Genomic DNA, 15,445 nt, shown 5'->3' with positions numbered 1-15,445 from the left:
CGTCACCTTATCTCGCCGTCGGCGTCGGCCATGCCCGTTCGCCACGTCCAGTCGGTGATCCGGGGGTCATCCTCGCCGTGCTCGCGGGTGTAGAGCCGGGCGGCGAGTCGGGCATCGGCCATCTGCTGGCGCAGCACCGCGCTGCGCTCACCCAGTCCCGGCACCCGATCGATGACGTCCATCACCAGGTGGAACCGATCCAGGTCGTTGAGCATCACCATGTCGAACGGTGTCGTGGTGGTGCCGCGCTCCCGGTAGCCGCGCACGTGCATCTGATCGTGGTTCGTCCGCCGATAGGCCAGCCGGTGGATCAGCCAGGCGTAGCCGTGATAGGCGAAGATCACCGGCTTGTCGCGGGTGAACAGAGCATCGAACTCGTTGTCGGGCAAGCCGTGTGGATGCTCGGTCGCGGGCTGCAGCCGCATGATGTCGACCACGTTGACCACCCGCACGGCCAGTTCGGGCAACTCCCGGCGAAGAATGTCGGCGGCAGCCAATGTCTCGAGGGTCGGGATGTCGCCGGCGCAGGCCAGCACCACGTCCGGTTCGCCGGTGGCGGTGCCGGCCCAGTCCCAGATGCCCAGGCCGCGGGTGCAGTGCGCCACCGCTGCGGGCATGTCCAGGTAGGCCAGTGCCGGCTGCTTTCCGGCGACGATCACGTTGACGTAATTGCGGCTGCGCAGGCAGTGATCGGCCACCGACAGCAAGGTGTTGCCGTCCGGTGGCAGGTAGACCCGCACCACCTCGGGGCGCTTGTTGGCCACCAGATCGATGAATCCCGGGTCCTGGTGCGACGCCCCGTTGTGGTCCTGGCGCCAGACGTGGGAGGTCAGCAGATAGTTCAGCGAGGCGATCGGCCGGCGCCACGGCAGCTCCCGGCTCACGGCCAGCCACTTGGCGTGCTGGTTGAACATCGAGTCGACGATGTGCACGAACGCCTCGTAGCAGTTGAACAGCCCGTGCCGGCCGGTCAGCAGATAGCCCTCCAGCCAGCCCTGGCACAGGTGTTCGGAGAGCACCTCCAGTACCCGCCCGTCGGGGGCGACGTGATCATCGCCGGGCTCGGTCGCCGACAACCAGACCCGGTCGGTCGTCTCGAACACCGCCGAGAGGCGGTTCGAGGCCGTTTCGTCGGGGCCCAACAACCGGAACCGGTCGCGGTTGCGATCGATGACGTCGCGCAGGAAGGCCCCCAGCACCCGGGTGGCCTCGTGAACTTCGGTGCCGGGGCTGCTCACCGGCACGGCGTAGTCACGAAAGTCGGGCAGGTCGAGGTCGCGCAGCAACAGCCCGCCGTTGGCATGGGGGTTGGCGCTCATCCGGCGATTCCCGCGCGGCGCCAGTGCCGCCAGCTCCGGCCGCAGTCGGCCGGATTCGTCGAACAGTTCCACCGGGCGGTAGCTGCGCAGCCATTCCTCCAGTTGCCTGCGGTGCTCGGGATCGGTGCGGGTCTGCGCGAGCGGCACCTGATGGGCGCGCCAGGTGCCCTCCACCTGCTGGCCGTCCACTTCTGCCGGCCCCGTCCAGCCCTTCGGGGTGCGCAGCACGATCATCGGCCACACCGGCCGTGAGGTCGCGTCGTCGGTGCGCGCGGTTCGGCGGATCTCGGCGATGTCGTCGAACGCGTCGTCGAGCGCGGCCGCGAGCAACCGGTGCACGACGGCCGGGTCGTCACCGGAGACGGTGATCGGCCGGTACCCGTAGCCGCGCAGCAGCGCCTCCAACTCCGATTGGGGGATCCGGGCCAGGACGGTCGGATTGGCGATCTTGTAGCCGTTGAGATGCAGGATGGGCAGTACCGCGCCGTCCACGGCGGGGTTGAGGAATTTGTTCGAGTGCCAGCTGGCCGCCAGCGGCCCGGTCTCGGCCTCGCCGTCGCCGATGACACAGGCCACCACCAGCTCCGGGTTGTCGAACGCCGCGCCGAACGCGTGTACCAGCGCGTAGCCGAGCTCACCGCCCTCATGGATGGAGCCCGGCGTCTCGGCGGCGACGTGGCTGGGAATCCCACCGGGGAAAGAGAACTGCCGGAACAGTTTTCGCAGCCCCTCGGCGTTCTCCCCGATGCCGGTGTAGACCTGACTGTAGGTGCCTTCCAGGTAGGCGTTGGCGACGAGGGCCGGGCCGCCGTGGCCGGGGCCGGTGACGAAGATGACGTCGGCGTCCCGGTCACGGATGATCCTGTTCAGATGGGCGTAAAGCAGATTCAGCCCCGGTGTGGTGCCCCAGTGTCCGAGTAGCCGCGGCTTGACGTGCTCGGGCCGCAGCGGCTCGGTGAGCAGCGGGTTGTCCAGCAGATAGATCTGGCCCACCGACAGATAGTTCGCGGCACGCCAATAGGCGTCGATGCGTGCCAGTTCGTCGTCGGAGAGCGGCGGCGGTGCCGGCGGCGCGGTCTCTGCACTCATCTCTGCGATTGTCCGCGTCGACGCGGACCCGCGGCAACCATTCAATACCCTGGCATGGTGCTGTTGGAATCTGTTCGCGTTCTTGATCTGGCCGGTGGTGACGCCGACGCGGTCACCAGGCTGCTCGCCGACCTGGGTGCCGACGTGCTCAAGGTGGAGCCCCCCGGAGGTAGTCCGGCGCGCACCGCCCCTCCGCTGCTGGGCGGGGTGAGCATCGCGTTCGCGCTGCACAACGCCAACAAGCGCAGCGTCACGCTGGATCCGGGCGACCAGGCGGACCGCCGCCGGTTCGACGACCTGGCGGCGACCGCCGACATCGTGGTCGACAGTGCCCGGCCGGGGCGTACCGCCGATTTCGGGACCTCGCTTTTCGGGACCTCGTGTGCGGAGCTGGCCGACCGGTTCGGCCACCTGGTGACGATGTCGGTCACCGACTTCGGGACAAGTGGGCCCCGTTCGCGCTGGCAGGCGACCGATGCGGTGCTCTACGGCCTCTCGGGTGCGCTGTCACGGTCCGGGCCGACTATCGGCACGCCGGTGTTGCCGCCGGAGGGGATCGCCTCGGCGACCGCGGCGGTTCAGGCCGCCTGGGCGGTACTGGTCGCCTATTACAATAGGTTGCGTTGTGGCACAGGGGATTACATTGATTTCTCGCGCTTCGACGCGGTGGTCACGGTGCTCGACCCGATATTCGGTGCGCAGGGTCAGGTCGCTGCGGCCCGTCGCGGGGCGAGCCGCTGGCGCGGTCGGCCCCGAAACCAGGACGCCTACCCGATCTATGCCTGCCGGGACGGCTACGTCCGGTTGTGTGTGATGTCGCCGCGCCAGTGGCGCGGCCTCTGGACCTGGCTGGGGGAGCCGGCCGAGTACGCCGACCCCAAATTCGGCGTGATCGGCGAGCGGTTCGCGGTCTGGCCGCAGATCAGCGTGTTGGTCCGCAATCTGTTCGCCGACCAGGACATGGCCGAGCTGGTTGCGGCCGGGCAGGCCCGCGGAGTGCCGATCGCCGCCGTGGGCGAACCGGCGCAGGTGCTGGCCGGCGAGCACTTCGCGGCGGCCGGGGCGGCGACCGAAGCCGAACTGGCCCCGGGGCTGACCGCGCTGATCCCGACCGGCTATTACGTGGTCGACGATCACCGGGCCGGCTTCCGGACGCCGGCACCGACCCCCGGTGACGCGAGCACCGGCTGGCGTGCCCGCACATCGGTCGTGCCGACACCCGGCGGCGCGATCGGTTCCCGGCCGTTCGAAGGCGTCCGGATCGTCGACCTGGGGGTCATCGTGGCCGGCGGCGAAGCCAGCCGGCTCTTCGGGGACCTGGGTGCTGAGATCATCAAGGTGGAGAGCGCGGCCTACCCCGACGGTCTGCGGCAGACTCGCGCCGGATCGGCGATGAGCGAGTCGTTCGCCTGGACGCACCGCAACAACTTGGGGCTCGGCCTGGATCTGCGCAACCCGGCCGGCAAGGAGATCTTCGGCCGCCTGGTCGCCGACGCCGATGCGGTGTTCGCCAACTTCAAACCCGGAACACTTGCCGCCCTGGGGTTCTCCTACGAGAAACTGCGAGATGTCAATCCACGGGTGGTGCTCGCCGAGAGCAGTGCGTTCGGGGAGTCCGGGCCGTGGAGCAACCGCATGGGTTATGGCCCGCTGGTGCGCGCCACTACCGGGGTCACCGCGTTGTGGACCGACCCCGATGAGACCTCCGATCCGGGCCGGCATCCGTTCTACGACGCGACCACCGTCTTCCCCGACCACGTGGTCGCACGCGTCACCGCGATCGGGGCGCTGGCCGCGTTGATCGCCGCGCGGCGAAGCGGCAACGGAGTCCACGTCCACGTCTCGCAGGCCGAGGCCGCGGTCAATCAGCTCGACACCTGTTACGTCGCCCGGGCCGCGGGAGCTTCGGTGCAACCGGACACCGGGGTGGACCTGGTCTGCCCGTGCTCGGGCGAGGACGAATGGTGCGTGATCTCGATCCACACCGACGACGACTGGCGCTGTGTCGCAGCGGCTTTCGAGGACCAGCGGCTTGCATCGGATCCGCGTTTCGGCACCGGTGCAGCCCGCACCGCGCACCGCGCGGAGCTGGTCGAGCAGCTCGGCCGGCACACCAGCCGGCGCACCCCGGCTGACGTCGGGCAGCTGCTGCAGGCGGCCGGGGTGGCGGCCGCTGCGATGAACCGGCCGCCCGACATCGCCGAAGACCCGCAACTGGCCCACCGCACGGTGTTCGCCGAGATGACCCACCCGCTGATCGAGCACCCGTTGCCCGCCGAGACCGGTCCCGCACCGTTTCGCAACATCCCGCAGGCCGCGCAACGGCCCGCGCCGCTGCCCGGTCAGGACACCCGCGCGATCTGCCGCACCGTGCTCGGATTCGACGACGGGACGACCGAGCGGTTGATCGCCGACGGTGTGCTGTTCGGATAACCCCGCCGATCAGGCGTTGCGGTTCATCATCCGCCCGGCGGGGTTTCGGCGTAGTGGCGCGCGAACACGTCTGCGGGGACCGGCCATTGATCGCCGTGATCGCCCTTGATCACCCAGTCGCCGTCGGCCGCGACGGTGGAGCCCTCCGGAGTGTCGATGGTTTCCCCGGCCTGCGCCGGCCGGGCGAGGACGGTTCCACACCGTTGCCATTGAGATCCACCGACCTGCCGGAAGCTGGACCGGAAAATGTCATCGCGCACCGACCAGCTCGCGTCGCCCTCCTGGACCAGCCAGTCGCCGGCGCCGGCCTGCATCGTCGCTCCGGAGGGGGAGGTCCAGGTCCAGGGCATGTCCCGTCGTTCGGCGGTGACCGTCCCGACCCGGGTGCATGGTCGCCACACCGGACGGGACCGGTAGCCGAGCTGGCGAAGACTCCACAGCGTGTTCGCGACGCCGCGGAGCACACCGGCGAGCAGTTGGGGGTCGGATTCGATGACGGACCAGTCGACAAGCTTGTCGTGGACTTGGTGTCTGTCGTCGCGGACCGGCCCGTATCGCCAACCGTTGCGGCGGTAATACTGGCACCAGTCCTGGTGCTCGGTGCGGGCCATCTCCAGCGCCGAGCCAGGGTCGAACCCCAACTGGGCGAGCTGTTCCAGTGGCGGTAGATCGGCCATGTCGTGCTTGGCCAGTGGGGCAGGGGCACTGCCCCAGGTATCCCAGGTGTGACCGGCGACCTGCTCGACCATCCGCAATGCGGTGCGGACCTGCCGCCGATTGGAGCCGCGATAGAACTCCTCGAGTTCGTTCCACGGCAACCGCGACGGCAGGGGTTGATCCTGCGGGCCGAGCGTGGCGAGGTAGCGGCCGTGGATGAGACTGGCGGCCCGCTCCCAGGCATCTGGCGCCTGCCCGTCGGGCATCTGCAGCATCAGACGATAGGTGCGCAGTCTGCCGACGATCGGCACTGGCTTGTCACTGACCCGGCTCTCGGGATCCCAGCTGTACACCGGCGTGGTGGGGAAACGAGCCGCCAGGCGGCTTCCGGTCGTCGCGGCGCCTCGGGGACCACGGATCCAATCGTCGACGAATACGGCCGCGCTGGTGGCCGCGTCACCTCGGTCGAGTAGTCGCGACACCGTCGGAACGGTTGGCGCGTCGGGTGCCACGTCGATGGTCGGCCCGGCCGCAATGAGTCCGATCTGACCGCGGTGGAATTCGTGATCGTGCAGGTATTCCTCGGCGTCCTCTCCGACCAGGGTGAACGCCGGCAACACCGTCTCGGTCGGGGCAGAGTAATAGTCGTGCTCCAACTTCCGCCGGGTGAGGTCAGAACACAGTGCCAGTGTCAACTGCGAAGTGCCACAGACAAATACACGACGGATGGTCTTGTCTGCGACGATGTTGTCCAGCAGCCAGCTCGCGGTCACCTCGTATTTGCCGATGATGTCCACGGCCCATTGTGAGTCGGCTCCGCCGAATTGCTGGGCGCCCCATGCCTCGGCCTGCCACGGATCGTCGACCCGAACGACCAGGGGCAGCCGTTGCTTCTGGCCGTGCGTGCCGGCGAGCGTTCGGCTGATCGTGTCCAGCCACAGCCGGTTGTTCGAGGGGTCCGCCGATAACAGGTACAGCCGCTCGAGGTGCCGCCACAGCGGCAGTGGTTCCAGGGATGAGGGTGTGTTGAGGTCCACCGACACCACCCGGGCGCCGTGCGAACGGGCAACCGCCGCCCCGTGTTGGTCGGCGGCGTCGACGAGGACGACGAGTGTTTCCCGCCGCCCCAGCGTCTGCGCGATACCCCCGATCATCGCCCCGGAGTCGTCGTCGACGCCGATTACCGCCGTGACGGACGAGGCGTGGTTCGCCTGCAGGCGGTCCACCTGGGATCGGAACAGCGCCAGCACAACACCGGAGAGGCCGGTGAAAATGGCCCCCAATGCCGCCAGTCGTGCCACCACCAGGGCGGCCGGGGTGACGCTGGGGCAGACATGCTCGCTCATCGAAAGATCGGTCATGCCGCCTTTGATCAGCACCGCCGTCCAGATCAGCGGCTGAAAGAAGCGCGGATTAGCGCCATCGTGGCAGTCCCAGTACGAGCTCATGCCCAGCAGAGCAGCGGTGATGGCGAGACCGGCCACGACCGCGCCCGGGACGCTACCCGACCGAGTGTCGCCATGGGCGCGAAAACGCAGTGCGCACAGCGCGACGAGAACGGTGACCGTGACGGCGACCGTGGGCCATGATCCGGGCTGGCCGAACCACCTCAACCCGGGGTGCAGCCCGTCGGCGGCGTGAGGCCACCGTGCCAGTACACACAGCCACGCGATCATGACGACCGCGACGGCGGACAGCATCCAGAGCGTGATGCGGCGAGGCTCGGTTATCGAACGCATTCGCCGGAGGGCACGACCGTCTGTGCACTGTTCCGGAATAGCGCTCACCAATCTGTCCTATTGGTATTGCCGAACGGATTTTACTCGGTATGCTGCACCCCACGTCGAGCTTTCCGGAGGCGAATCATGCTCTTCGTGAGTCATGCCAGCCAAGACAGGTCTGCGATTGAAGGCCTGTTGTTCGTACTGCGACGCACCCGGCAGGGGGTGTGGTTGGACGACGAGCTGGGCGGCGGTGAGGCGTGGTGGCAGGCCATTCTCGAAAAGATTCGCGAGTGCAGCGTTTTCGTCGTCGCCTTGTCGAATAACTCGCTGGCTTCCAAACCCTGCCGGGCCGAGTTGCGTTATGCCCAGGCGCTGCGCCGGCCGATCCTTCCCCTTCAGATCGGCCCGGTGGACAGCGTACGGGTCACCCCGCTTGCCGCCACCCAGGTCATCGACTACAGAAACCCCGATCCCGACACCGATATTCGGTTGATCGCGGCGCTGCAGAAGCGAACAGCGCAGGTCGCGCCGCTACCGTCGCCACTGCCTGAGGAACCGGAGGTGCCGTTCGCCTACTTGATGCGGCTGGCCACGGTTCTCGCCAGTCCGGAGCTCGGCCACCACGAGCAGGCCGGGCTGGTCTCCGAATTGAGAAGCAAGCTCGACGAGGACTGCCGCGACCCAACTGCGCATCGCGACATCGTCCGGTTGCTGTACCTGTTGCGCGACCGGCCAGACGTCACCTGGCGCACGCGAAGTGACGTCGATGCATTGCTGAGCACGACGGACACCAACCTCGCGACCGCCACCGGCGGCCTGACCACCGTGCCCCTGCGTGCTCCGCAGCCGGAAGTGAGGTCACCGTCGCCACCTGCGCGACCTACCGCGGTACCCCCCTCGCGGTCCGACCCGCAACCCTCCCGGGAACGCGCCCGGCCGAGGGCCATCGAGGCGACTACTCCCCACCCGGTCGCTCCGCCGCGGCGAACGCGATTCTTACGCAACAGGTGGGTATACGCGAGCGTCGCCTGCCTGGCGGTGGTCGGCGTAGTCGTGGTTGCAGCGCACTCCCGCTCGCAGCACGAAGAGGCCGAGATCGCGATGCTCGGTGACAGTGAACTGGACACCATCATGGGCGTTTCCGGAATGAAGACCGTCGAAGGCGGTGTCCGTCAGGCCAAGGTCACCAAGGGCGTGATCGAGGTGACGCCACCGGAGTGTGCGAGCGCGCTCTACCCCGGGTTGGACCAGACCTATCGGGATATCGGGGAACATCAGGTGAGTTGGCGGGTCGCCGAGGACCGCGGCGGGATCGGGCGCGCCGGAGTCGACGCGAATCACTTCGTCGACCAGGACGTGGCGGTGTTTCCGGCCCGCACCGGCCGGGCCCTCGAGTTCGTCCGGGCTTCCGCGATCCCCTGGAAGGTCTGCGCAGGGCAGACCGTGCGCGTGGTCTACTTCGGAACGGACACCTACACCTGGAAGGTCAACGACGTCGGCGGGGACGGTCCCGAGATCATCCAGTCCTTCAGCCTCGACGGCAACGACAGATACGGGTGCCAACGGGTGCTGCGCACGGTGTCCGACCGGGTCGTCGACGTCAAAGCCTGCGGCGACGACGTCGGTGACGAGGCCAGCCGGATCGCGGGACGATTGGCTGCCAGTGTGACGCACACCGCCCCTTACTAGGCCGGTCGCCCCAGCATCAGTCGTTGCGGTTGATCGCCGCATGAAAGCCGCTGATTAGTCTTACGCCCATGCCCGTAGACCCCCGGACACCGGTGCTGATCGGCTACGGCCAGATCAACCATCCCGACCACAGCGAGCCCGTCGAGCCCGTCGATCTGATGGCGGCGGCGGCGCGCCGTGCCGCCGAGGACCAGGTGCTGCGCGCCGTCGACTCGATCCGGGTGGTGAACCTGTTCTCGGCGCGCTACCGCGATCCGGGCGCGCTGCTCGCCCAGCGGATCGGTGCCGACCGACCGGCCACCCGCTACACCCCGGTGGGCGGCAACGTGCCGCAGGCGCTGGTGAATCGGGCCTGCCTGGACATCCAAAACGGCCGGGCGGGGGTGGTGCTGCTGGCCGGTGGTGAGATGTGGCGCACCCGAACCCGGCTGCGGGCCGCCGGGAGCAAGCTGGCCTGGACCCGGCAGGACGACACCGTCCCGATGGCCGAATGCGAGGGCGAGGACGTGCCGTTGTCGGGTCCGGCCGAGGAAGGCATCGGCTTGGACCGGCCCGCGTACGTCTACCCGTTGTTCGAGCAGGCGTTGCGCATCGCTGCGGGGGAGACCGTTGACGGCCACCGCCGGCGCATCGGTGAGCTGTGGTCGCGGTTCAACGCGGTCGCGGTCGACAACCCACACGCCTGGATCCGCGAACCCGTTGGCGCCGAAGAGATCTGGCAGCCCGGGCCGAAGAACAGGATGATCAGCTGGCCCTACACCAAATTGCTGAACTCCAACAATATGGTCGACCAGGCCGCTGCGCTGGTGCTCACCTCCGTCCGGGTCGCCACCGAGCTGCGGATCCCGTCGGAGCGCTGGGTCTTTCCGCAGGCCGGCGCCGACGCCCACGACACCTACGCGATCGCCGAACGGGCCGAACTGCACACCTCGCCGGCGATCCGGATCGCCGGGGCCCGCGCCCTGGAACTGGCCGGTGCGGGCGCGATCGGCGAAATCGATCATGTGGACCTGTACTCGTGCTTCCCGTCGGCGGTCCAAGTCGCCGCGAACGAACTCGGACTGCCCACCGACGACCCCGACCGGCCGCTGACGGTGACCGGCGGGCTGACCTTCGCCGGCGGCCCGTGGAACAACTACGTGATGCATTCGATCGCCACCCTGGCCGAACTGCTGGTCGCCCACCCGGGCCGACGCGGCCTGATCAGCGCCAATGGCGGCTACCTGACCAAGCACAGCTTCGGGGTGTACGGCACCGAGCCGCCCGGAGCCGGATTCCGCTGGGAGGACGTCCAACCCGCGGTCGACGCCCAAGCCACCCGGAAGGGGATCGCGCAATGGCAGGGCACCGGCACGGTGGAGTCCTGGACCACCCCGTTCGACCGCGACGGCTGTCCCCAGCAGGTGTTTGTGGCGGTCCGGACCCCCGAGGGCGCCCGAACCCTGGCGGTGATCCGCGACCCCGACGTCGCCGAATCCAGCGTGCGTGAGGACATCGCCGGCGCCGCCGTCGACGTGCACGAGGACGGCACCGCGGCGCTACGGTAGCGCAGGCGCTCAGCTGGCCAGTTCGCCCAGCGGAACCGTCGGGTCGGCCAGCCGGTCGGGGTCCACAGCTGCCTGTGCCCTGATCAGGGCCTTGATGTCGTCGAGGCCTTCCCAGATGTTGACGTTCATCCCGGCCAGCACCCGGTTGTCCTTGCCGAGCCAGAAGCTGGTGAACTCACGGCCGCCGGTGTCGCCACGGAACACCACGCGGGCGTAATCGGGCGCATGTCCGACGTATTCCATTCCGAGGTCGTACTGGTCGGTGAAAAAGTAAGGCAGTTCGGTGTATTCGTCCTCCTCGCCGAGCATGCCGGCCGCGGCGACCGCCGGCTGCTTAAGTGCGTTCGCCCAGTGTTCGGTGCGGATCCGGGTGCCCAGCAACGGATGTTGTGCGGCCGCGATGTCACCGACCGCGTAGATGTCGGGGTCGCTGCTGCGCAGCCCCGCGTCCACCAGGACACCGCCGTCACCGATGGCAAGACCGGCCTGCTGGGCCAGTTCGATGTTGGGCTGGGCGCCGACGGCGACCAGAACCGCGCCGGCGCTGATCTGCGAGCCGTCGCCCAGCCGCAGCCCGGTGGCCGCACCGCCGGCCGTGGTGATCTCCGCGACGGCCGACCCCAGGCGCAGATCGACGCCGTGCTCACGGTGCAGGGCGGCGAAGACGGCACCGTTCTCGGCGCCCAGGCTGGCCAGCAGCGGCAACGCGGCGGTCTCGACCACGGTCACGTCGACGCCGCGCTGACGTGCACCGGCGGCCACCTCCATGCCGATCCAGCCGGCGCCCACCACCGCCAGGGAGGTACCCGCCGCCAGGGCGGAATCCAGTGCCGACGCATCATCGACCGTGCGCAGATAGTGCACGCCGTCGGCGTCGGCGCCCGGGATCGGCACCCGCCGGGAGCGCGAACCCGTCGCCAGCAGCAGCTTCGCGTAGTCCAGGCTGGTGCCGTCGGCCAGCCCGACCGTGTGACCGGTCGGGTCCACACCCACCACACGGGCGCCGACCCGCAGGTCGACATCGCGCTCGCGGTACCAGTCCGGAGGGTGCACGGTGAAGTCGCCGAGAGCCTTCTTGCCGGCCAGGAACTCCTTGGACAGCGGCGGGCGCTCGTAGGGAAGGTGCTGCTCTTCGCCGAGAAGCACGATAGGTCCGTCGAAGTTCTTGTCGCGCAATGCTTCCGCGGCTTTGCCGCCGGCCAGGCCGGCGCCGACGATGACGAATGGGGCTGATGCCGGCACGAGATCCTCCGCTCTGGGCGACGTCATCAGTCACCCTACCGGCGATTCCGGCCGATGTTCGGTCAATCGGCCAGTCGCTCGCGGACGTCGGAGTCGATGGAGTAGCGCACCAGGGCTGCGGCGAGCTCGGCATTCCGTCCGCGTGACAGCGCCCCGAGTTCGCTTGCGTCACCGGGTAACCCGAGATCGCGTGCTGCAGCCAGCGCGAGGTCGTCAAAAGTGGACCGGGCCCAGGGCCAGACGTCCTGGACCTCCCGAAGAAAGATACTGGCTCCGGTGTCACCGATTCCCTTGAAACCCTTGAGCAGCTTGACGGCTGCCTCCACATTGCGACCGCTGCGCTCGGCCAGCAGGCGCAGGTCACCGCGATAGTCCTGCTGCACGGCTTCGGCGAGCTCGACCAGCCGCGTGGCCGAGCTCTCGTCGTAGCGGCGGTAATGGGCACGGCCCATCGCCTCGATCATGGTGCGGCGATCGGCCTCGAGGACCTTGTGCGGGGTGCGCAGGCCGCTTCGGAACAGCTCACGCGCCGCCCGTGCCGCGATAGCGGCGTCGATCGGCTTGCTGGCGAGCATGCACAGGGTCAGCAGCTGAAACAGCGGCATCGGCTGATTGCGCAACCGGATGCCGGCCTCCTGCGCGTACGTCTTTCCCGCCCGCCGGAGCAGCCGGCGCACCAGTTCCTGGTGAGTGTGCACCGCGGGGGTCTACCCGGGCCTGGCGCACGGTAAACCGGCCTACGCGGTGCTACCGGCGCACCGAACGTTGCAGCTGGGTGACATGCTGCGGTGACAGTTCCGCGAGCTCGGTGACCCCCAGCAGGCGCATGGTCCGGCGGATCTGCTCGGCCAGGATGTCGATGACGCGATGCACCCCGGCCTGGCCGCCGGCCATCAGCCCGTACAGGTAGGCCCGGCCGATCAATGTGCACCGGGCCCCCAACGCGACCGCCGCAACGATGTCGGCGCCGGACATGATCCCGGTGTCGAGCAGGATCTCGGTGTCGGCCCCGACCTCGCGTGACACCTCGGGCAGCAGTGTGAACGGCACCGGCGCGCGGTCGAGCTGCCGGCCGCCGTGATTGGACAACACGATGCCGTCGACACCGAGGTCGACGACGGCGCGGGCGTCGGCGAGGGTTTGAACGCCCTTGACGACGAACCGGCCCGGCCACTGGGAGCGGACCCAGGCCAGGTCGTCGAAGGTCATGCTCGGGTCGAACATGGTGTCCATGTAATCCGCGACGGTGCCCGACCACCGATCCAGCGAGGCGAAGGTCAGCGGCTCGGTGGTGAACAGATCGAACCACCAGGCCGGGTGGACGGCGGCGTCGGCGACCGCGCGCAGCGTCAGCGCCGGCGGGATGGTCAGGCCGTTGCGGGAGTCGCGACGCCGCGCTCCGGGTACCGGACAGTCCACGGACACCAGCAGGGTGTCGTAGCCGGCCTCGGCGGCGCGGTCCAACAGTGCCATCGAGCGGTCGCGGTCTCGCCAGATGTAGAGCTGGAACCAGCGGCGCACAGCGGGAGCGGCCGCCGCGACCTCTTCGATCGAGGCGGTGCCCAGCGTCGACAGTGAGAACGGGATGCCGGCGGCCTCGGCGGCCCGGGCTCCGGCCCGCTCTCCGGCGGTGTGCATGAGTCGGGTGAAACCGGTGGGCGCGATCGCGAACGGCAACGCCACCGGTGCCCCGAGCACCTCGCGGCTGGTGTCGACATCGGTGACGTCCCGCAGGATCGCCGGGTGAAACTCGATGTCGCGGAAGGACTGACGGGCCCGGTCGAGCGAGATCTCCTCCTCGGCGGCGCCGTCGGTGTAGTCGAAGGCGGCCTTGGGGGTGCGCCGTTTGGCGATGCGGCGTAGATCCTCGACGGTCAACGCAGCATCGAGACGCTGCGCGGTGCGGTTCAGCCGCGGCCGGCGGAATCGGATCAGCGGGGCGAAGTCGCGGACTCGGGGGAACCGTCGCTGTGTCACCGACATCGCTGACTCCTTCACTGTCGCCTCGAACTGTGCCACGGTTGTTGCCATGGCCGGCCACTGGAAGCCGCTCGGGCTGCAGCGTTTCGTCGAGGCGCAGGAAAACGTCTACGACACCGTGGTCGCCGAGCTGCGCGACGGGCGCAAGCGCAGCCACTGGATGTGGTTCATCTTCCCGCAGCTTGCCGGCCTCGGCAGCAGCGCGATGGCCCAGCGCTACGGCATCGTCTCATCGGCAGAGGCGCGCGCCTATCTGTCCCACGAGCTGCTCGGTGCGCGGCTGCATGAGTGCGCGCAGTTGATCAATGCAGTGCGCGGCCGGCCCATCCAGGAGATTCTGGGCCGGCCCGACGACCTCAAGCTGCGGTCCTCGATGACGTTGTTCGCCCGGGCCTGCGCCGGTGGCGGCCACCGGGATCCTGGCTGCTGCAGTGATTTTCGTGCAGTGCTGGACCGCTACTACGGCGGACAGGAGGATCCGGCGACCTTGGACCGGCTGGCGCGGCCAGCCGAATTCGACTGAGCCGCGCCAGCACCGGTCCTTAGGCGGAGCCCTCTGCCAGGGCCTGTCCGGCGAAGATCGCCTGGGCCACCCCGGCCACGATCGAGGCGACCTTGAGGGCCTCCAGCAACGCCTCGCGGCCGACGCCCGCCTCACGGACGACCTGCTCGTGGGAGGCCACGCAGGCCTGGCAGCCGTTGATCGCCGAGACCGCGAAGCTCCACAGCTCGAAGTTGGCCTTGTCGACCCCCGGGTTGCCGATGATGTTCATCCGCAACCCGGGCCGCAGGTCGTCGTAGGCGCCGTCCAAGAAGTGCCGGCCACGGTAGAACACGTTGTTCATGCCCATGATCGACGCCGCACCCAGGGCGGCCTGGTAGGCCTCGGCCGACAGGTTGTCGGCTGCTTCGGCACTGATCTCGGCCAGTACCGTGGCGTTACGTGTCGCCGCGGCGCTGGCCAACAGGCTGCCCCAGAGCTGCTCTTCGTTGAGAGCGGTGGTGCGAGCGATCGAACCCAGGTTGAGCTTGAGGTCCTTGGCGAACTCCGGGACCGCGTTCTTGAGATTCTCGATGCTCATGTGGCGCTACTCCTTCTCATCGCCGACGCGCTGCATCTTTTCGGTCCCGATCAGACCGATTCTTTGAGCAGCTCGCCGGCGTCGATCGTCGGGTCGCCCTTCTTCCAGTTGCAGGCGCACAGCTCGTCGGACTGCAGAGCGTCGAGGACGCGCAGCACCTCGTCGACGTTGCGGCCCACCGACCCCGCCGTCACCGAGACGAACTGGATCTCGTTGTTGGGGTCGACGATGAAGGTGGCCCGGTCGGCCACTCCGTCCGCGTTGAGCGCACCGGTCGCCTCGATCAGCTCGCGCTTGAGGTCGGACAGCATCGGGAACGGCAGCGTCTTGAGGTCCTCGTGCTGCGCGCGCCACTGGAAGTGCACGAACTCGTTGTCGATCGACGCGCCGAGCACCTGGGTGTCGCGGTCGGCGAACTCGTCGTTCAGCTTGCCGAAGGCAGCGATCTCGGTGGGGCAGACGAAGGTGAAGTCCTTGGGCCAGAAGAACACCACCCGCCACTTGCCGGGGTGGTCGTCGCTGGTGACGGTGGTGAAGTAGTCCTCCGGCTGCTTGGCATCGACCTTGGACAGGTCGCCGGGGATAACCGCCTTGAGCCGGTAGGACGGGAACTGGTCGCCGATGGTCAGCAGTGCCATGACACTCCTCGTTGTGTGAGTCGTTGTGTGAGTTTTCCGGGCGCT

General features: G+C 68.5%; 11 protein-coding genes. 4 read left to right on the top strand and 7 right to left on the bottom strand.

The annotated features are described in order from the left end of the window. Positions 1 to 2 precede the first annotated feature (2 nt). On the bottom strand, positions 3 to 2,408 hold the full coding sequence (locus G6N23_RS10665) for a phosphoketolase family protein (protein WP_085259430.1): 2,406 nt from the start codon (positions 2,406 to 2,408) through the stop codon (positions 3 to 5). 54 nt (positions 2,409 to 2,462) lie between these two features. Between G6N23_RS10665 and G6N23_RS10660 the strand changes: the two genes are divergently transcribed. Next, positions 2,463 to 4,841: a CaiB/BaiF CoA-transferase family protein gene (locus G6N23_RS10660; protein ID WP_085259429.1), complete on the top strand. Its 2,379-nt coding sequence runs from the start codon at positions 2,463 to 2,465 to the stop codon at positions 4,839 to 4,841. Positions 4,842 to 4,867: 26 nt separating this feature from the next. Here the strand turns inward: G6N23_RS10660 and G6N23_RS10655 are convergent, their stop codons facing one another. Further along, entirely contained in the window at positions 4,868 to 7,237 is a 2,370-nt protein-coding gene (locus G6N23_RS10655) for a hypothetical protein (protein WP_085259428.1), read from the bottom strand. Between the two features lie 135 nt (positions 7,238 to 7,372). Between G6N23_RS10655 and G6N23_RS10650 the strand changes: the two genes are divergently transcribed. Together G6N23_RS10650 and G6N23_RS10645 are read left to right on the top strand one after the other, a co-directional pair. Further along, positions 7,373 to 8,911, top strand: coding sequence for a sensor domain-containing protein (locus G6N23_RS10650; RefSeq protein ID WP_162291751.1), 1,539 nt, complete (start codon positions 7,373 to 7,375; stop codon positions 8,909 to 8,911). 68 nt (positions 8,912 to 8,979) lie between these two features. Then, the gene (locus G6N23_RS10645; RefSeq protein WP_085259426.1) at positions 8,980 to 10,458 is read left to right on the top strand and encodes an acetyl-CoA acetyltransferase; all 1,479 of its coding nucleotides are present in this window, start codon (positions 8,980 to 8,982) and stop codon (positions 10,456 to 10,458) included. A gap of 9 nt (positions 10,459 to 10,467) precedes the next feature. Here the strand turns inward: G6N23_RS10645 and G6N23_RS10640 are convergent, their stop codons facing one another. From G6N23_RS10640 to G6N23_RS10630, 3 genes are read right to left on the bottom strand one after another with little or no spacing between them, the layout of a single operon-like run. After that, complete coding sequence (locus G6N23_RS10640; protein ID WP_275991192.1) at positions 10,468 to 11,727, bottom strand: NAD(P)/FAD-dependent oxidoreductase; 1,260 nt, start codon at positions 11,725 to 11,727, stop codon at positions 10,468 to 10,470. Between the two features lie 35 nt (positions 11,728 to 11,762). Beyond that, positions 11,763 to 12,398, bottom strand: coding sequence for an HhH-GDP family DNA glycosylase (locus G6N23_RS10635; protein ID WP_085259424.1), 636 nt, complete (start codon positions 12,396 to 12,398; stop codon positions 11,763 to 11,765). A gap of 49 nt (positions 12,399 to 12,447) precedes the next feature. After that, entirely contained in the window at positions 12,448 to 13,683 is a 1,236-nt protein-coding gene (locus G6N23_RS10630) for an alpha-hydroxy acid oxidase (RefSeq protein ID WP_085259423.1), read from the bottom strand. Between the two features lie 46 nt (positions 13,684 to 13,729). On the opposite strand from G6N23_RS10630, the gene G6N23_RS10625 reads away from it, so the two are divergent. Next, positions 13,730 to 14,203, top strand: a complete 474-nt coding sequence (locus G6N23_RS10625; RefSeq protein ID WP_085259422.1) for a DUF1810 domain-containing protein — start codon at positions 13,730 to 13,732, stop codon at positions 14,201 to 14,203. 19 nt (positions 14,204 to 14,222) lie between these two features. Here the strand turns inward: G6N23_RS10625 and G6N23_RS10620 are convergent, their stop codons facing one another. Together G6N23_RS10620 and G6N23_RS10615 are read right to left on the bottom strand one after the other, a co-directional pair. Continuing rightward, positions 14,223 to 14,762: an alkylhydroperoxidase, AhpD family gene (locus G6N23_RS10620; RefSeq protein ID WP_085259421.1), complete on the bottom strand. Its 540-nt coding sequence runs from the start codon at positions 14,760 to 14,762 to the stop codon at positions 14,223 to 14,225. A gap of 50 nt (positions 14,763 to 14,812) precedes the next feature. Further along, positions 14,813 to 15,400 carry a peroxiredoxin gene (locus tag G6N23_RS10615; RefSeq protein ID WP_085259420.1) on the bottom strand — a complete coding sequence of 196 codons (588 nt, stop codon included), beginning with the start codon at positions 15,398 to 15,400 and terminating at the stop codon, positions 14,813 to 14,815. Between the last annotated feature and the right edge of the window lie 45 nt (positions 15,401 to 15,445).

It is taken from the genome of Mycolicibacter terrae, assembly GCF_010727125.1.
Lineage (GTDB): Bacteria > Actinomycetota > Actinomycetes > Mycobacteriales > Mycobacteriaceae > Mycobacterium > Mycobacterium terrae.
Note: the sequence above shows the minus strand (reverse complement) of the source record. Positions and strands in the feature narration are given on the sequence as shown.